Genomic DNA, 16,617 nt, shown 5'->3' with positions numbered 1-16,617 from the left:
CTACCAGAAATAAAGGATAAAGTAAAACCCAAGCTTAACTTGGGTTAAAAAAGATAGGTTTTTATTAAAATTATTTAATTCTTACTTAGTCAATAGCTTTAACTGTCCCAATTTGTATTCTAACACTTTCATCAAATCCTATTTTTTCTGTTCTTCTTTTACTATATTTTCTATCTCTTCAGGAGTTAGGACATTCTTTTCTTCATAATACGTATTCATTATTTCTTCAACACCTTCATTCTCAAGATGTTTCATTATGGCATTTAGGGATTCCAAATCGGTACCCATAGGCTTAATTAGTTGAATACCTGTCTCTGAAATAAAGGAATCTATAGAATCTCTCGTGAAGTAATATTCACCATTAACAGATATGAACTCAATTCTTCCTTTGTCAGCCCACTCAGTCACTGTTTTTGTACCTACTCCAAGAATTTTAGACACTTCTTTAAGCGTTAACATATTTACCACCTTTTTCATAATAGAATTAACCTAAATCAAAATCATTTATGACAAAATCGAATATTTTTTTGGTTCCTTATATGAAGCACAGGAAGTTATTATACTAATATGTAACATCTTTTGCAACTAGCTAAGTCACTGAATAGTAAATGAAATCTTTTTGTCAAAAAAACCTTTTGATGTCTTTCTATGACTGATAAGAATAATTGTAATATCTTTAAATCTGTTAACTATATTATTCAAGATTCTTATTTCCATTTCTTCATCCAAGGCTGAGAGGGATTCATCAATAAGTAATACTTTTGGTTCTCTAATCAAACTTTGAGCTAGATTTATTCTTGACTTTTCTCCACCAGAGAGTTTGTCATTGCTAACACAACCTGTCTTATTGTGCTCATATATATCTTGAATTTCACATATCTTCACAACATCATCAATGGGACTATCAGTACTTAACTTAATAGCTTCTTCGAAAGATAGATTGAAAACTCGATTATCTTGAAATGTAATCCCAATGACTTTTCTCAAATCTGTTAAATTTAGCATCTTAAAATCAATATCGTTTATTTCGATAGTTCCTTCATAGTTCTTAATGAGTCCACAAAGTATATTGAAGAATGTAGATTTGCCACAACCACTAGCTCCACTTATTAATATCTTATCTCCTTTATTGACAATCATATCTTCAAATTTTATTGTAGTATTGCCATCAAGAGTTACAATCAGATCTTTGATTTTAAGTTTTTGAAAATCTGTTATCGGAACAGAACCTAACTCTTCAGATTCAATTTCATACAAATCACTTAAACTTTCCATATAAGGCTTTGAGGACATCATTTGGAGTATCAGAGAATGAATATCCTGCAATGTCCCTAAAATTATAGGAATGTATAAATACACTGATACAATATTCCCCACTGAAGTAAAGCTATGTCCTGAGATACTGATTATCACAGTAACAGCAATAATTGGAGTAATGTTAGAAATGAAGTTAACCAAATTACTAGATATGTTCTTTATTAAACTATCTTTTATTATGTTATCATTAAGCCTATTTTGATTTTCTTCAATCTTTGCAATGAAGTACTCTTCTTTATTTTTTGCCTTTATATTTCTAATCAGTTTTATATACTCAACAATTGAAGAACTTAAATTTTGAGAAGCAAGTAAAAATTGTTGCTGATAGTATTGGACCTTTTTCTTTATTTTGTTTATTATAAATATGTTTATAATGAAAACAATCAGTATTATGAGGCTTGCGTATAAATCTATAGAGATTAAGACTGTAAAATAAATTAATATTTTTATTACACGATATATAATATTAATGAAAGCATCATAATACATACATATATATGAGGTACTAAGATTAATATCTGTCCACAATTTGCTTGAATCTTTTTTAAGGAACATTTGGACATAATCTGCTGAAAACACCTTCGATATTGTTTCATCAATGAAATTGGTACACCCTTTCCAGTAAGTAGCGGTTTTTAGTACTGGCAATGCAATATTTAATAGGATTAATGATATTGATGCTATTAGAAATAAAATCATATCCCTATTCAATTCTGAACTATTTGCTGCTAATATACCTTTGTCTAAGATGTTTTCTATTAATGAAATGTTTTTTACTGAAAGTACCCCTACAGAAACAGTTACTAAAAATAAGAGTATATTGTTTATGATATTGTTTTTAAGATAAATTCTAGCATTTTTCAACAGATACACCCCCTTCTTCAAAATTTATAGTTCTATCGAAGTATTTTTCTAAGGATAAATTATGACTTATGCAAATAATAGTAGACTCCTTATATTTTTTTAAAATTCCCTGCATAATCAAATCTACATTGTACTCATCTAAACTGGAAAAAGACTCATCAATAAGGATAACATCAGGATTTCTTATGAGGTTTTGCGCCAAACTTATTCTTGATTTCTCACCACCTGATAGCTCGTTCTTGTTGATAACAGAATTAGAGTTATTTTTCAGCTTGTCTAATTGGCATAAATCTAGAATACTTTCAAAACTTTCAAATTCTACTTTGCCACCCAAGGTAATATTATCTTCTAGACTAAGTGAAAATAAGTCATTGTTTTGAAATGATATTCCGAACACATTTCTTATTGACTTGATATCATATTCTTTCAAATCAACGTCATTTACAGAAATAGTTCCTTTGTAGTTTTTTGTGAAACCCAATAGGATATTAAAAAATGAAGATTTACCTATTCCGCTTCTTCCTATTATCAGAACTTTTTCCCCTTTTTCCACTATCATATCAGGTATTTTTAGCTCCCTCATATTATCAAGTTGAACGGTCAAATTTTTTGTCTGTAAAAGTTCAAATTTTTCAATTATTCGATTACCTGTCAACTCAGTATTTAAATCACATATTTCCTTATAAGTAAGTAGATATGGTTTGCATTCAAAATAATCCCTAAAAATATTATATAGATTAGAAAAACTATACAAGAACATAGGTATAAAGGTAAATAGCATTATAATTTCAGCACTACTTAAAGCATTGCTTTTAATGAAAACTATATATGTATATATGACTAGTACTGGTGCTAAACTTATTATGAAATTAACTATGCTATCAAAATAGGAGTAAAAAAGTGTATATATCGTTGTATTCTTTTTTAGTAATAGTTGCTCGTTGAGAATTTTACCCTTAAACAAGTCATACTCATTTTTTACCTTGATGTTTTTAATATTGTCAAAAGCATCTAAAACTCTACTTGTCCTATTTTTTGAGTAGTCAAAAAATCTTGTCTGATAATGTGTGATCTTTTCCTTAATCCCTATAGTACATAGGACAATCAAAGGTGTTAATAATATACATAGGATCAATACAGTTGAATCTATCTGGATTATAATACTTGCATATGCAATCAGAATGATTACTGAAGTAATTATTTTAATTACTGAAGTGTAGTACTTTGAAATTGAATTACAGCTCATGGTAGCCTTGCTTATAAGAAGATTTGAATTTTGGTTTAATATATATACATCTTCACTATAGAACACCTTTCTCATAAAGAAAATCAATAAATTATTGACACCCTTTCGAAGTAATTTGACTTCAATTAAATTCGATAAAATATTAATGCCGAGCAATAGAAAGTATAAGAATATTAAGATAGCAACAATACTAAAGTCGAAGCTCAATGTACCACCAGTGATTTCCTTAAAGAATGAATCCAATTTATCGTATATTACAAAATTAAGGTAACTGATTAGTAGTGTAAGTAGCAAGAGAGTAATCACTTTTGCTCTGTTAGCTTTTAAGTATATTTTAAATGTTTGCATAGACGACCTCCTTTACCTTGTAAAATGGAGTAAATAAGCTACTGCCTTCATAAGCTAGCCCATTATCTAATGAATTAATGTCCTCGAATTGACTCAAATGTAATTCTTGAAACTTAATCTGTACTTCTGGAAAGATTACTTGTCGATTACAATATTTTTTTATCTTCAGTATTTCAGTTTTTACATTCTTTATCTCATCAAGGTTTCTATTAGGCCCCAAACTATATCTAAATAAATGATAGCCTAATTTCTTTAATTTTGCATAATTCTCGCAAAAGCCTTAAATGAGCAACTGCAAAGTATAAACTATTAGTCCTTAAGACTAGGGAATTTAAACCTTTTAGCCTTAGCAGTTCTGAAAATATTGCAATGTTAGTCATATATGTTTCAATGGTTAAGAATCTACAGGATAATCTTAAAAGGATTCTAAAGGCTATTCATCAGTTGATTACTGATGACTTATCCAAGGACATTCCTATGCTATCCTTAACTCTTAAACTTCTTCAGAGTATCCCTGGTGTCGGTCTCCTTACAGCTGCTACAATTATTGCTGAAATTGGTGACTTCTCCGCATTCTCTAAGCCTAATAAATTGGTAGCATTCTTTGGGGTTGATCTTCTGTTAAACAATCTGGTGAATTTACTGGTACTAAGAATAAAATGTCTAAGAGAGGCTCTATATTACTTAGGAGAGTACTTTTTACTATAGCACTTGCTAATATCCGTACTAAGCGAAATAATGAGGCTTGTAACCCTGTATTGATGGAATATTATAAAAAGAAATCACAAAACAAGCCTAAAAAGGTAGCCTTAGGAGCTGTTATGCATAAGCTTATTTTTATCATCTTTGCTGTACTTAGAGACAGAAAACCATTTGAGCTTCGTTCACCAGAAGAACATGTTAAGATGCTTACAGCAAAGTGCTCTGTAGCTTAATAGTACTTATATTTGATGTTCAGTTTTCAAAGTTCATTTATTAATAATGATTCTTTCACTAATGTTAATGTACTTTTAACTAAACACTTCATTATCTTACTAAACATATTAACATGTAAATATATTTATGTGTTAGTATATTTACCTTAAGTATATATTGTTTAAACTTGATTTTCAATTGATATTTTTCGACAATATTTTGTATTATCAAGCTTTCCATATGGTTATATAAGTGACTATACAGTACAGTAAGCATGGAGACAGCAGACTGCAAAAAAATGTAGATAGCAATATAAAATCTGATTTTAACAATTAAATTTGTTAAATGCAGATGTGAAAATCTTGATTGTAACACAAAAGTATTTAGCGGAAAGATAGATGATTTAGCTGGTACGAAGGAACAAAAAGCAAATAGATTAATAGATTATAAAGTTAACACTAGAAATAAAAGAAGAATCAGCAAAAGAAAAGTCAAATATAAGCATAGCAAGAAAATATGGCATAAATAGAAGAACAGTTGCAAAGTATGTTAGTGTTACAGATATAGAACAAGTTAGTGTTTATAATACTAGTAATAGGAGCTTTGTTATCTTGACCCTTATAAAAAGAAAATATAAACAAAATAATGCAAAGCAAAAGGGATATATAGCCGAGCAAAAAGCTATAAACTATTAAGATCAATCCTTACTTTTTTGACCAACTTAACCGATTATTAGGAATAACCTTTTTTATATTGACATTACATTGTTAACTTTTAAGTATATCTTATATGTTTTCACAGATGACCTCCTTTACTTTAATAGAATTTCTGAAAGCTTGTCCTTTATGAAAAAACAGGTATATTATGTGAATAAGTTATTGTAATTGCAGTATGTATATATACAAGTATGCCAAAATTCTATGACTTATAAATAAGTAGTCTAATCTGTTTTTTTCATTCCAGAAGATTAAGCTTCTATTTAATTTTAGCACATACTTATAATATTTTCCATAATTCTTGCATATTTGACATAATTATATAAAATCTGCGTGTTTTTACAGCTACACCAATAGTTAACTATAAACATGCTAATTTTTTAGAGTAGACTTAATTGAAACAATCTAATACTACTAGAAATAAAGGATAAATTAAACCCAAGCTTGGCTTGGGTTATAAAAGTAAATATAAAACTGTATATATTCCTGCCAATCCTATAATTAAGTATATTATTCTAGATATAGTTTTATCTCTTCCACCAAATAAAACCTCTACAATGTCAAAGTTAAATAAGCCAACAAGTCCCCAATTTATTGCCCCTAATACAATGAGTAATGATGCAATCCCTGTTAGAATCTTCATCGAACCTTCCCCCCAATTTTTAGCTTTAGTAAAATATATTAGCTTATTCACATATTTATTCAAATATTCTTATATATTATTTGGTTATAGTCCAAAAACCTTAGTTAAAACTTCAGCCACTCCACACTCATCATTTGTCTTTTCTGTAATCATATCGGCGACTTTCTTTACTCCTGGAGAAGCATTTTTCATACCTATTCCTATACCTGCATTTTGAATCATTTCTATGTCATTATCATCATCACCAATGGCTACTATTTCTTTTTCATTTATTCCCTTTTGTCTAGTATAGTCTAATAATGTCTTCCATTTTGACCCTAAAGGACCCATAACCTCTAATATTGGGCCAACTTTGCTTAAACTAGTCAATACATGAGAACAATATTTATCTTTATGGGTATTATTAAGCAGCCCATGAAAATCCTTAAGTAATTTAATATCTCCAGGGAACACTACTGACAATACCCTAGGATTCTCATATAAAAGTAAATCCTCTATTTGCTTATATCTATCAGGTATATCATATAGATAGGATGAGTACTTTTCGTGTTCCTTGTCTAATTCAATCATTATATCATAGCCCTCTTCAAAATGATCAACGTGGATAATTGGGTATAAGCCCCTTTTTCTTCCTTCCCTTACCAATTCATAAAAGTCTTCTTTATTTAAATACTTATTTAGTATTGCTTTATCATCATTCATACTTCTTATTATTGTTCCATTGTTTGCTACAACAGTTAGATTCATATTAATTTCTCTCATGAACTTTCTAGCAGACCAATACCTTCTTCCAGTTGCAATAATTATTTCAATCCCTTTATCTGATAGCTTCCTTAAGACATCTGCATTTTTTGAAGGGATTCTTTTTTCCTCTGTAAGCAAGGTACCGTCTAAGTCAATAGCAACAAGCTTATAATTCATAGTCGCACCCCTTAATATATGTTTAATCATGTTTTGAAGATTTCGTTGAGTACTTTTATAATAGTATCCATAGAATACCCTCTTCTCTGCAAAAATCCACCTAACTTTCGATATGCAGCTTGAGTATCATCATTCTTGTAGGTAGTACTCATTTTCTTCTCTGCTAATTCTAAGGCTCTTTTATACTCAGCATCCATATCAATGAGTTCACTTAATGTACCTTCAATAATTTCACTATCAATACGCTTTTGGAAAAGCTCGTTCTTAATTCGAACATATCCTAGCTTTTTTATATTTACTTTATCCTTTACATAGCTCCTTGCATATTCTTCATCATTAATATATTTTTGTTCTTTTAAATATTTCATTGCTTTTCTTATAGCTTCTTCATTGAAGCCTTTCTTAGTCATCTTGTCCTTAATTTCATACTCATTTCTCGCCTTATGGCTTAGTAGCTTCAATCCAAAGGCTTTACATGAGTTTATCTCCTCTTGTTCTAAAATATAGTCTAATTGTTCTTTATCAACTTCCATTCCCTTTCTTAGTCTTAGCTTTACAAGTGTGTCCTCGCTAACTGAAAAAGAATATTCTTCATCTAAAAATATAGAATATCTATGGATATTCTTTTTTTGCTGCTCTATTTTTGTAATTATACTCAATGGTTTCACCTTCCTATGTATAGGAATGATAATAATAGACCCTTCCCATCACCCAACTTAACATTCTATAGTCATCTTGGATGTAGCGAAGGATCTAATATAATCTATCAAGCTTTATAATTTATAAAACTCATCAAAGGATTTCTTAATATAATAGTGATCTAATACTCCTCCTAGCTCCCTAATAGAATGCATAGAAAGCATTGGATTTCCTATATCTATTGAACGGATATCTAGATGTGTAGAGGATATTGGACCAATAGTAGACCCTCCTCTTAGGTCAGATCTATTTACAAATTTTTGAACTGGTACTCCAGCTCTTTCGCATAGTTTTTCATATACAGCACTTGAGTCACTATCAGTTGTATATGACTGATTTGCATTTATCTTTATTACTGGTCCCTTATTTATTATAGGTCTATTTGTAGGGTCATGCTTATCAGTATGGTTTGGATGTAGTGCATGGGCCATATCCGAGGAAATAATAAATGAACTATACAAAGCTCTGAAAAAATCTTCTTTGTCTTTTCCAAGCCCATATACTATTCTTTCTAATACAGTTTTAAGCATTGGTGAATCAGCACCCTGCTTAGTACTACTTCCAATTTCTTCATTATCAAAACATACCATAACTTTAGTAGCATTAGAGTCAGTGGATTCAATTAGTGCTTCTATTCCAGCATGTACCATAGCCAAATCATCAAGTCTACCACATGAAATAAACTCATTATTTAAGCCTATAATCCTTCCCTTTTCAAATTCATATAAGAATAAATCAAAGTCTATTATTTCACTAGGTTCTACATTTAATTCTTGAGCTACTAGCTTTAATAAATAATTATCCTTGTTAAATTCCTTGTCAATTAGAGAAAGTAAAGGTAGCATATCTTTTTGCTTGTTAAGCTCTACTCCCTCGTTTACATTTCTATTCATATGTATAGCTAGATTTGGTATTATAAGTACCGGTCTATTTATATTTATCAATTTATTATTTGGATATAATGGGTTTTCAGATTTTAAGCTAACCCTTCCTGCTATTCCAAGTGGTCTGTCTAGCCAAGTAGATAATATGGGACCACCATAGGTTTCTACATTGAGCTTTAGATAATTATTTTCCACAACTATTTCTGGATTTGGCTTAATTCTAAAAGTTGGAGCATCTGTATGAGCACCTATGATTCTAAATCCTTCTTCTTCAAGCTCTCCGTTTCCTACTACAAAACCTATTAATGCAGTTCCATTCTTTTCAATATAATATTTGCCACCCTTTTCGATATTCCATCTTTCTCTAATATCTAACTTCTTAAAGCCTTTCTTATCTAGCATGGTCCCAATATTTTTCACTACATGAAAGTTACTTGGGCTTTCATATATGAAATCAATAAGCTTCTGTGCAAAATCTAACTCTTTAGTCATGTTTTCCCCTCCTATACTAATTGAAGTCTCGCAACACAAATTCATTTGCTCGCTATCGCTCACATGAATTTGGTGCTCGGTGCGTTTGACCTACCATCGATTTTCTGAAAAAAGCATTCAGAAAATCGGGTTAGGTCATAAAAAACAAGTACCTCGGTTACTACCCCGAAGTACTTATATTTTAGCCTAGTTTATTCTTCGTCTTCCTCTTCGTCATAATCTTCATAATCTTCATCGTCGCTGAATAATTCATAGAAGGCTTCTACAACAAGGTCGTACTCGCTGTCATCTTCAATAGTTTCTAGTTCTATACTCTCTTCAGTTTCACTATATTTGTATAGTAAGACATTCTCCTCTTCTAAAGGAAGTAGAGCTATATACTCTTTGTCTTCTACTCCGAATACTCCTAAAACCTGACATTCCATATCAGTACCATCATCTAAAGTCAATGTCATTATTTCCATTTCTTCATGGTCATGACCACAGCCGCATCCATCATGTTCATGCTCGTGGTCGTGTCCACAGCAGCAACCATCTTTATGTTTATTGTCTGTCATATTTTCATTCTCCTTTATTATTTATTTCATACTTTTCCCACAGTCTTGCAACACAAATTTATTTGCTCGACTATCCTCCATAAATTTGGTCCTAGCGGACACTCCTATCATAAACCTACAATAGGGTTGGTGCTCGGTGCGTTTGACCTACCTACGATTCTTTCAGAAAAGCATCCGAAACAATCGGGTTAGGTCATAAAAGTATGTATATTTTATATGATATATCATTCCCTAGAATTAGTATATAGTAAAATGTAAAATTTTCTTATAAATTATTTGATTGACTTAAGAACTTCTAGCAAATACTCCCAAACTCTCTTTGTAGATGATATGCTGACATGCTCGTTTGGTGTATGTACATCATACATATTTGGTCCAAGTGAAATCATGTCTACATTATCAAGCTTTTCATCAAAAAGACCGCATTCAAGACCTGCATGTATAGCTGTTATTATTGGCTCCTTACCGTACATTCTCTTGTATGTATCAACAAATACTTCTCTTATATATGAATCTTTTCTATACTCCCAAGCAGGGTAATCTCCCTCGCTTGATGTTCTGGCACCAATTAAATCCGCTAATGCTTCCATTTTCCTTACAATGTCCAGTTTTAGAGTTCTAACAGAGCTTCTTATAGCACATTCTAATGAAACTTCTTTTTCAGTAGTAGTTAAAACTCCTAGATTCGTTGAACTTTGAACTAATCCTTCAATTTCCATACTCATGGTCTGTACGCCATTTGGGATTAAAACTAATGCAGTCAATACTTTTTTCATTGTTTCTTTAGAAAATACTTTTTCATATGTAGAATTTGATAGTTCTAATTCTATTCTTAGATCTGGATCAGCTGTTTTTAGTTCATTCCCTATAATCTTATTCCATTCTGCTATTTCTTCTTCAACCTTAGCTCTACCATTACTATTTACTAATAAGACAGCATCGCTTTCCCTAGGTATGGCATTCATCTTAGCTCCACCGCTAATTGCTGCTAGATAAATATCATTATTAGTCGATATTTCTTTAAGGACTCTTCCTAATATAATATTGGAGTTTCCTCTTTCTTTATTGATTTCCATTCCAGAATGTCCACCCTTTAATCCTCTTACCCTTAAGTCATATACCAGGTAGTCCTTTGGTGAATCATTCCATTCAATAGGTATACTAATAATATTTCTAATGCCTCCTGCACAGCTTACTAAAAGTGTACCCTCTTCTTCAGAATCTATATTTATTAATATTTTCCCCTTTAAATTACTAGGATCAAGGCTATTTGCTCCACCCATTCCAGTTTCTTCTTCAGTAGTTATAAGTACTTCTAGTGGCGGATGTGAAATTTCGTTAGAATCTAATATAGCCAATGCGTATGCTACAGCTATACCATTGTCTGCTCCTAATGTAGTTCCTGTTGCCATTAACATATCATCTACTACCCTTAGTTTTAATGGATCAGTAGAGAAATCATGATCTGTATCTTTATTTTTTTCGCAAACCATATCCATGTGACCCTGCAAAATTACTGTTGGTGCATTTTCATATCCTTTAGTACCAGGCTTTTTTATTATGACATTTAATGCCTCATCTTGAATTACTTCTAGGCTTCTTTTCTTTGCAAATTCTACTAGATAGTCACTTATAGCCTTCTCATTACCTGAACACCTCGGAATTTGAGTCATGTCCTCAAAGAAACTAAAAACAGCTTTTGGTTCAAGATTTTCTAACACTCTACTCATCTTATACACCCCTTATTATGTAATTAAAAATAATTTTTTGGAATTTATTCATGATTAACATAGTAGAACAGTAGTCAAACTATTCAACCACTGTTGGTTATCGTTCAACTACCGTTATACTATTGCTAAACTTTCCATAAATCATCTAGTTCTTAATAGCAGTCCTTACATGATTATCACTTTTAAACTCTAATTTCTTATGATGCTATCAATAATCCCTCCACCTAGGCATTCTTCTCCATCATAAAATACAACAGCTTGCCCTGGAGTGACTGCTTTTTGAGGTTTTTTGAATATTACCTCACACTTATTATCATCAGTTAAATAAACACTTACTTCATTATCAGGTTGTCTATATCTAAACTTTGCTGTGCACTCGAATTTCTTTGGCTTAGGTCTATCACTTATCCAGCTCAAGTCACTTGCCATAAGCCCATTTGAATACAACATAGGATGTTTATCACCTTGAACTACATACAAAATATTTTTATTTAAATCCTTATCTACAACAAACCAAGGTTCCCCTGTGCCTATACCTCCAATTCCCAGTCCCTTCCTCTGACCTAATGTATAATGCATTAGGCCTGAATGTCTACCTACAACTTTTCCATCTAAAGTCATTATATCTCCTGATTGAGCAGGTAGATAATTGTCTAAGAATTTATCAAAATCTCTTTCTCCTATGAAGCAAATTCCAGTACTATCCTTCTTACCAGCCGTGATAAGACCTTCTCTCTCTGCTATAGCCCTAACCTCAGCTTTTTCTAAATGTCCAACAGGGAACATACTCTTTGATAGCTGGTATTGATTTAAAGCACATAGAAAGTAAGTTTGATCTTTATTATTATCCAAACCTCTTAAAAGCTTATACTCTCCATCCTTATAATCAACTCTAGCATAGTGACCTGTTGCAATATAATCTGCTCCTAGCTTTAATGCATAATCTAAAAAAGCCTTAAACTTGATTTCTTTATTACACATAACATCAGGATTTGGAGTTCGCCCTTTCTTATATTCCTCTAAAAAATAGGAAAACACCCTATCCCAATACTCTTTTGTAAAGTTAACTGTATAATATGGTATCCCCAATTGAGTAGATACTCTTCTAACATCTTCATAATCCTCTTCAGCAGTACATACACCTGCTTCATCCTTTTCGTCCCAGTTCTTCATGAATATACCTATAACATCATATCCCTGTTCTTTCAAAAGATATGCAGTAACAGAAGAGTCTACTCCACCAGACATACCTACTACAACTTTAATGTCCTTGTTATCCTTAGCCATTCATATCATTCCTTACCGTTTATTCAATTTCTATTGTTTCCTCTTTACTCTCCAAAAATCCTTTTATTTATAGCCTTTCCTGTTTCAGTAGTTGCTAATCCTCCTAAAGCTGTTTCTCTTAATTCCATAGGAAGAGATTTTCCAACTCTATACATTGCATCTACAACTTCATCAAATGGAACTATACTTTTAACTCCGGCTAAAGCCAAGTCAGCTGATATCATAGCATTTGCTACACCAGATGCATTTCTTTTAGCACAAGGAGCTTCTACAAGTCCTGCTATAGGGTCACATACTAAGCCTAATACATTTTTTATGGCAGTTGCAGCAGCATGAAGAGACATTTCTGGTGTTCCTCCTGCCATTTCTACTATGGCAGCTGCAGCCATTGCAGCAGCAGAACCACACTCTGCCTGACACCCTCCTTCTGCTCCTGCTACAGTAGCATTTGAGGCTATTATAGTTCCAATTCCTGCTGATGTAAACATTGCATCTATCATCTCTTCTTCTCCTAAACCAAGCTCTTCTGCAACTGTTATTATTGCTGCAGGAATGATTCCAGAAGAACCAGCAGTAGGTGACGCACATATTCTTCCCATAGCTGCATTTACTTCAGATGTAGAAAATGCTCTAGCCATAGCCTTATTTACTATGTCTCCACAAATTGTTTTTCCTTTCTTTCTATATGTCTCAATTCTTTTAGCATCTCCACCGATAATTCCACCAACTGATTTAACTTCCTCATCAATGCTCTTTTGGGCAGAACTTTTCATAACTTTTAAGACACTCTTCATTCTTTCTCTTAGCTCTGATTCTGTTATTTCCAAAAGTTCACTTTCTCTTTTTATTACTATTTGAGATATCTTAACATTAAACTCTTCTGTTAATTTTAATAATTCATAACCATGGTTAAACATTTTATCACCTCACCTTTACTGGATTAATTACTTTTACTCCCAAAACATTTTCTGTATTTTTTAGCTGATTAACTACATCCTCGGTGATCTCATCATCTGTCTCTATAATCATGTAAGCTTCTACGCCCTTTTTCTTTCTTCTAACCTTCATAATTCCAATATTTATACCATTTTGTGAAAGTACTCTAGTGACTTCACTAATAATTCCTTTCTTATCATTTTGTACTACGATTAAGGTTGGGTGATCTCCTGTCATCTTAACATTAAATCCGTCTACATTTGTAATTAATATATTTCCCCCGCCAATAGATGAACCAGTTACCTCCGTTTTGCTTCCATCATTTTTATCAACAACAATCTTTACTGTATTCTCATGCTGTATACCTAAGTCAGCTTCTATAAACTTGATTTTAACACCTTTTTCATTAGCTATTTCTAATGAATTCTTCAAATTCTCATCATAAGGCTCCATCCCTAGAATTCCTGCAACTAAAGCCCTGTCTGTACCATGTCCCTTGTAGGTTTTAGCAAAAGAACCATGAAGATAAAATGTAACTGAATTAAAATTGCTTCCTGCAATATATCTAGTAACTTTACCAATTCTAGCGGCACCTGCTGTATGGGAGCTAGAAGGGCCAATCATAATAGGTCCTAGTATATCAAATACACTATATTCCCTCATGGATAATCACCTCTCCTTAATATTTTTTTGTTTTATTTTCTCGAATTCTACCATAAAATATTTACCATTTCAATTATATTATCTATGTTCCAAAAGTAAGCTGCTGAACTTTTCAGCAGCCTATTTAATAACTAGATTTCCGTCTTCCACATCTACATTTATGGTATGTCCCTTTGTAAATTCATCTCTTAAATACAGCTCTGCTATTTCATCTTCTATATATTTTTGTATAGCTCTTCTTAACGGTCTAGCACCATATTTTTGGTCATATCCCTTTTCTACTAAAAAGTCCTTTGCTCTGTCTGATACATGAATATTCATGTCCTTTGCTTTTACATCTTCTTCAACTTCCTCAAGCATTAAATCAACAATCTTGCGTAACTCTTCCGCAGATAAATGAGTAAATACTATGGTCTCATCTACTCTATTAAGAAATTCTGGTCTAAATGTTTGCCTTAGTGCATCCTTTGCTCTAGTCTCCAATGCTATATAGTTTTCTCTTGCAAAACCAAATGTGCTTGTGTTAAAGCTAGTTCCAGCATTAGAAGTCATTATAATAATAGTGTTTTCAAAGAAAACAGTCCTACCTTGGTTATCAGTAAGTCTGCCATCTTCTAGTATTTGAAGAAGCATATTAAACACATCTGGATGTGCTTTTTCTATTTCATCTAGTAATATAACCGAATATGGTCGTCTTCTAACCTTTTCTGTTAATTGTCCGCCTTCATCATAACCTACATATCCCGGAGGAGCTCCTATAAGCTTAGATACAGTATGCTTTTCCATAAATTCAGACATGTCTACACGTATCATAGCTTCTTCACTTCCAAACAGCTCACTGGCAAGGGCCTTTGCTAACTCAGTCTTTCCTACGCCAGTAGGTCCTACAAAAATGAAGGATGCTGGTTTTTTCTTTCTCCTAAATCCAGAACGGTTTCTTCTAATGGCTTTAGATAAGCTTACTATTGCTTCATGTTGGCCTATAACTCTTTTGTGCAAAATTGCCTCTAAGTTTAAGAGTTTAGTAGCTTCTTCTTTTGTGATTCTTTGAACAGGGATCTTAGTCCAAGATTCTATTACATAGGCTACATCATCAACAGTCACATGTATTTCTGAACATTCCTTTTCAATTTCTCTAATTTTATCTTCTAGCTCATATTCTCTCATCTTATATTCTGCAGCCTTTTCATAGTCGTCAGAAAATGCAGCAGTCTCTTTTAATTCCTGTACTCTTTTTAATTCTTCTCTCAAAGCCTCTAGCTCAACAAACCCTTTATTTTTCAAGTTTACTCTTGATCCAGCTTCATCAATTACATCAATAGCCTTATCAGGCAGAAATCTATCAGTAATGTATCTTTCAGAGAGTCTTGCAGCAGATTCTATTACTTCATCTGCTATCTGAACCTTATGGTAGTCTTCGTAATAGCCTTTTATTCCCTTTAAGATCTCAATAGTCTCTTCCACAGTTGGCTCATCAACTAATACTGGCTGAAATCTTCTTTCTAATGCTGAGTCCTTTTCAATATGCTTTCTATATTCCTCTAGGGTCGTAGTGCCTATAACCTGAATTTCTCCCTTAGCTAGAGATGGCTTTAGGATGTTTGCAGCATTCATCACTCCACCATGAACTTCTCCTGCACCCATTATATTATGAACTTCATCTATAACTAAGATTATGTTTCCTAGCTCTTTTGCTTCATCTATAATAGCTTTCATACGTCCTTCAAACTGTCCTCTAAACTGGGTACCTGCTACAATTGCAGTTAAGTCTAATAAATACACCTCCGCATCATAAAGCTTTGAAGGAACTTGTCTTTCAGCTATTCTAACAGCTAATCCTTCAGCTATTGCAGTTTTTCCCACTCCTGGTTCACCAATAAGTACAGGATTGTTTTTTGTTCTTCTATTTAATATTTGAATTACCCTATCAATTTCTCGATTTCGTCCAATAATTCTATCTACTTGTTTGTCTATTGCCTTATTTGTAAGATTCGTTCCATAGGTATCTAAATATTTCTTTTTCTTTCTACGAGATTTTTTTTCATCCTTTACATTAGATTCCTTTTCTTTTAAATCTGAATCTATACCCTTAGTCTCTGAGTTGTCCTCTTTATTTGACATATTGCTAAAAAGACTCATAATTGGGTTCTCTGAATCCAATTTTTCTATATCTGCATCCTGAAAAACATTATTCATCTGATTAGTTATATTTTCAAGTTCTTCAGGCTTCATATTCATTTGCTGCATAAGTTGGTCTATTACAGGTAAGCCCATTTTCTTGGCACATTCCATACAAACTCCTGTAATTTCAGTTTTCCCATTTTCTATTTTTGTAGTTAGCATTACAGCAATATTTTTCTTGCAAATAGAACATAACTTCATCACAACCACCTCTATCT

14 protein-coding genes and 1 pseudogene are annotated in these 16,617 nt (G+C 32.2%); 1 reads left to right on the top strand and 14 read right to left on the bottom strand.

Features of this window, described 5'->3' with window-relative positions:
• Positions 1-138: 138 nt before the first annotated feature.
• The 4 genes from DW1_RS06810 to DW1_RS15275 all read right to left on the bottom strand — a co-directional run bounded on the left by DW1_RS06810 (position 139) and on the right by DW1_RS15275 (position 3,995).
• Positions 139-477 carry a helix-turn-helix domain-containing protein gene (locus DW1_RS06810; RefSeq protein ID WP_083605571.1) on the bottom strand — a complete coding sequence of 113 codons (339 nt, stop codon included), beginning with the start codon at positions 475-477 and terminating at the stop codon, positions 139-141.
• A gap of 117 nt (positions 478-594) precedes the next feature.
• Positions 595-2,181: an ATP-binding cassette domain-containing protein gene (locus DW1_RS06805; protein WP_074349863.1), complete on the bottom strand. Its 1,587-nt coding sequence runs from the start codon at positions 2,179-2,181 to the stop codon at positions 595-597.
• A complete protein-coding gene (locus tag DW1_RS06800) occupies positions 2,168-3,775 on the bottom strand; it encodes an ATP-binding cassette domain-containing protein (protein WP_074349862.1) in 1,608 nt (535 codons plus the stop codon). The genes DW1_RS06805 and DW1_RS06800 overlap by 14 nt, the downstream gene beginning before the upstream one ends.
• On the bottom strand, positions 3,762-3,995 hold the full coding sequence (locus DW1_RS15275) for a hypothetical protein (RefSeq protein WP_143474373.1): 234 nt from the start codon (positions 3,993-3,995) through the stop codon (positions 3,762-3,764). The genes DW1_RS06800 and DW1_RS15275 overlap by 14 nt, the downstream gene beginning before the upstream one ends.
• Between DW1_RS15275 and DW1_RS15795 the strand changes: the two are divergent.
• A pseudogene (locus tag DW1_RS15795) lies at positions 3,899-4,710 on the top strand (transposase); the annotation flags it as partial. The gene DW1_RS15275 and the pseudogene DW1_RS15795 sit on opposite strands and share 97 nt — an antisense overlap.
• Positions 4,711-5,860: 1,150 nt before the next feature.
• Here DW1_RS15795 and DW1_RS06785 read toward each other — a convergent pair.
• The 10 genes from DW1_RS06785 to DW1_RS06740 all read right to left on the bottom strand — a co-directional run bounded on the left by DW1_RS06785 (position 5,861) and on the right by DW1_RS06740 (position 16,600).
• On the bottom strand, positions 5,861-6,049 hold the full coding sequence (locus DW1_RS06785) for a DUF378 domain-containing protein (protein WP_074349859.1): 189 nt from the start codon (positions 6,047-6,049) through the stop codon (positions 5,861-5,863).
• An 84-nt stretch (positions 6,050-6,133) separates the two neighbouring features.
• Positions 6,134-6,970, bottom strand: a complete 837-nt coding sequence (locus DW1_RS06780; RefSeq protein WP_074349858.1) for a Cof-type HAD-IIB family hydrolase — start codon at positions 6,968-6,970, stop codon at positions 6,134-6,136.
• A 26-nt stretch (positions 6,971-6,996) separates the two neighbouring features.
• Positions 6,997-7,629 (bottom strand): RecX family transcriptional regulator, encoded by a 633-nt coding sequence (locus DW1_RS06775; protein WP_074349857.1) that lies wholly within the window; start codon positions 7,627-7,629, stop codon positions 6,997-6,999.
• A 114-nt stretch (positions 7,630-7,743) separates the two neighbouring features.
• Positions 7,744-9,045: a M18 family aminopeptidase gene (locus DW1_RS06770; protein ID WP_074349856.1), complete on the bottom strand. Its 1,302-nt coding sequence runs from the start codon at positions 9,043-9,045 to the stop codon at positions 7,744-7,746.
• A 191-nt stretch (positions 9,046-9,236) separates the two neighbouring features.
• Positions 9,237-9,602 (bottom strand): DUF1292 domain-containing protein, encoded by a 366-nt coding sequence (locus tag DW1_RS06765; RefSeq protein WP_083605569.1) that lies wholly within the window; start codon positions 9,600-9,602, stop codon positions 9,237-9,239.
• A 272-nt stretch (positions 9,603-9,874) separates the two neighbouring features.
• Positions 9,875-11,332 carry an aminoacyl-histidine dipeptidase gene (locus DW1_RS06760; RefSeq protein ID WP_074349855.1) on the bottom strand — a complete coding sequence of 486 codons (1,458 nt, stop codon included), beginning with the start codon at positions 11,330-11,332 and terminating at the stop codon, positions 9,875-9,877.
• 189 nt (positions 11,333-11,521) lie between these two features.
• Positions 11,522-12,619, bottom strand: a complete 1,098-nt coding sequence (gene mnmA, locus DW1_RS06755) for a tRNA 2-thiouridine(34) synthase MnmA (protein WP_074349854.1) — start codon at positions 12,617-12,619, stop codon at positions 11,522-11,524.
• Positions 12,620-12,663: 44 nt separating this feature from the next.
• Complete coding sequence (gene sdaAA, locus DW1_RS06750; RefSeq protein WP_074349853.1) at positions 12,664-13,536, bottom strand: L-serine ammonia-lyase, iron-sulfur-dependent, subunit alpha; 873 nt, start codon at positions 13,534-13,536, stop codon at positions 12,664-12,666.
• 4 nt (positions 13,537-13,540) lie between these two features.
• A complete protein-coding gene (gene sdaAB, locus DW1_RS06745) occupies positions 13,541-14,218 on the bottom strand; it encodes an L-serine ammonia-lyase, iron-sulfur-dependent subunit beta (protein ID WP_074349852.1) in 678 nt (225 codons plus the stop codon).
• A gap of 120 nt (positions 14,219-14,338) precedes the next feature.
• Positions 14,339-16,600 carry an ATP-dependent Clp protease ATP-binding subunit gene (locus tag DW1_RS06740; RefSeq protein WP_074349851.1) on the bottom strand — a complete coding sequence of 754 codons (2,262 nt, stop codon included), beginning with the start codon at positions 16,598-16,600 and terminating at the stop codon, positions 14,339-14,341.
• Positions 16,601-16,617 lie beyond the last annotated feature (17 nt).

The sequence above is a fragment of the Proteiniborus sp. DW1 genome (assembly GCF_900095305.1).
Classification (GTDB): Bacteria; Bacillota; Clostridia; order Tissierellales; family Proteiniboraceae; genus Proteiniborus.
This window is presented reverse-complemented; position numbering and strand designations above follow the sequence as displayed.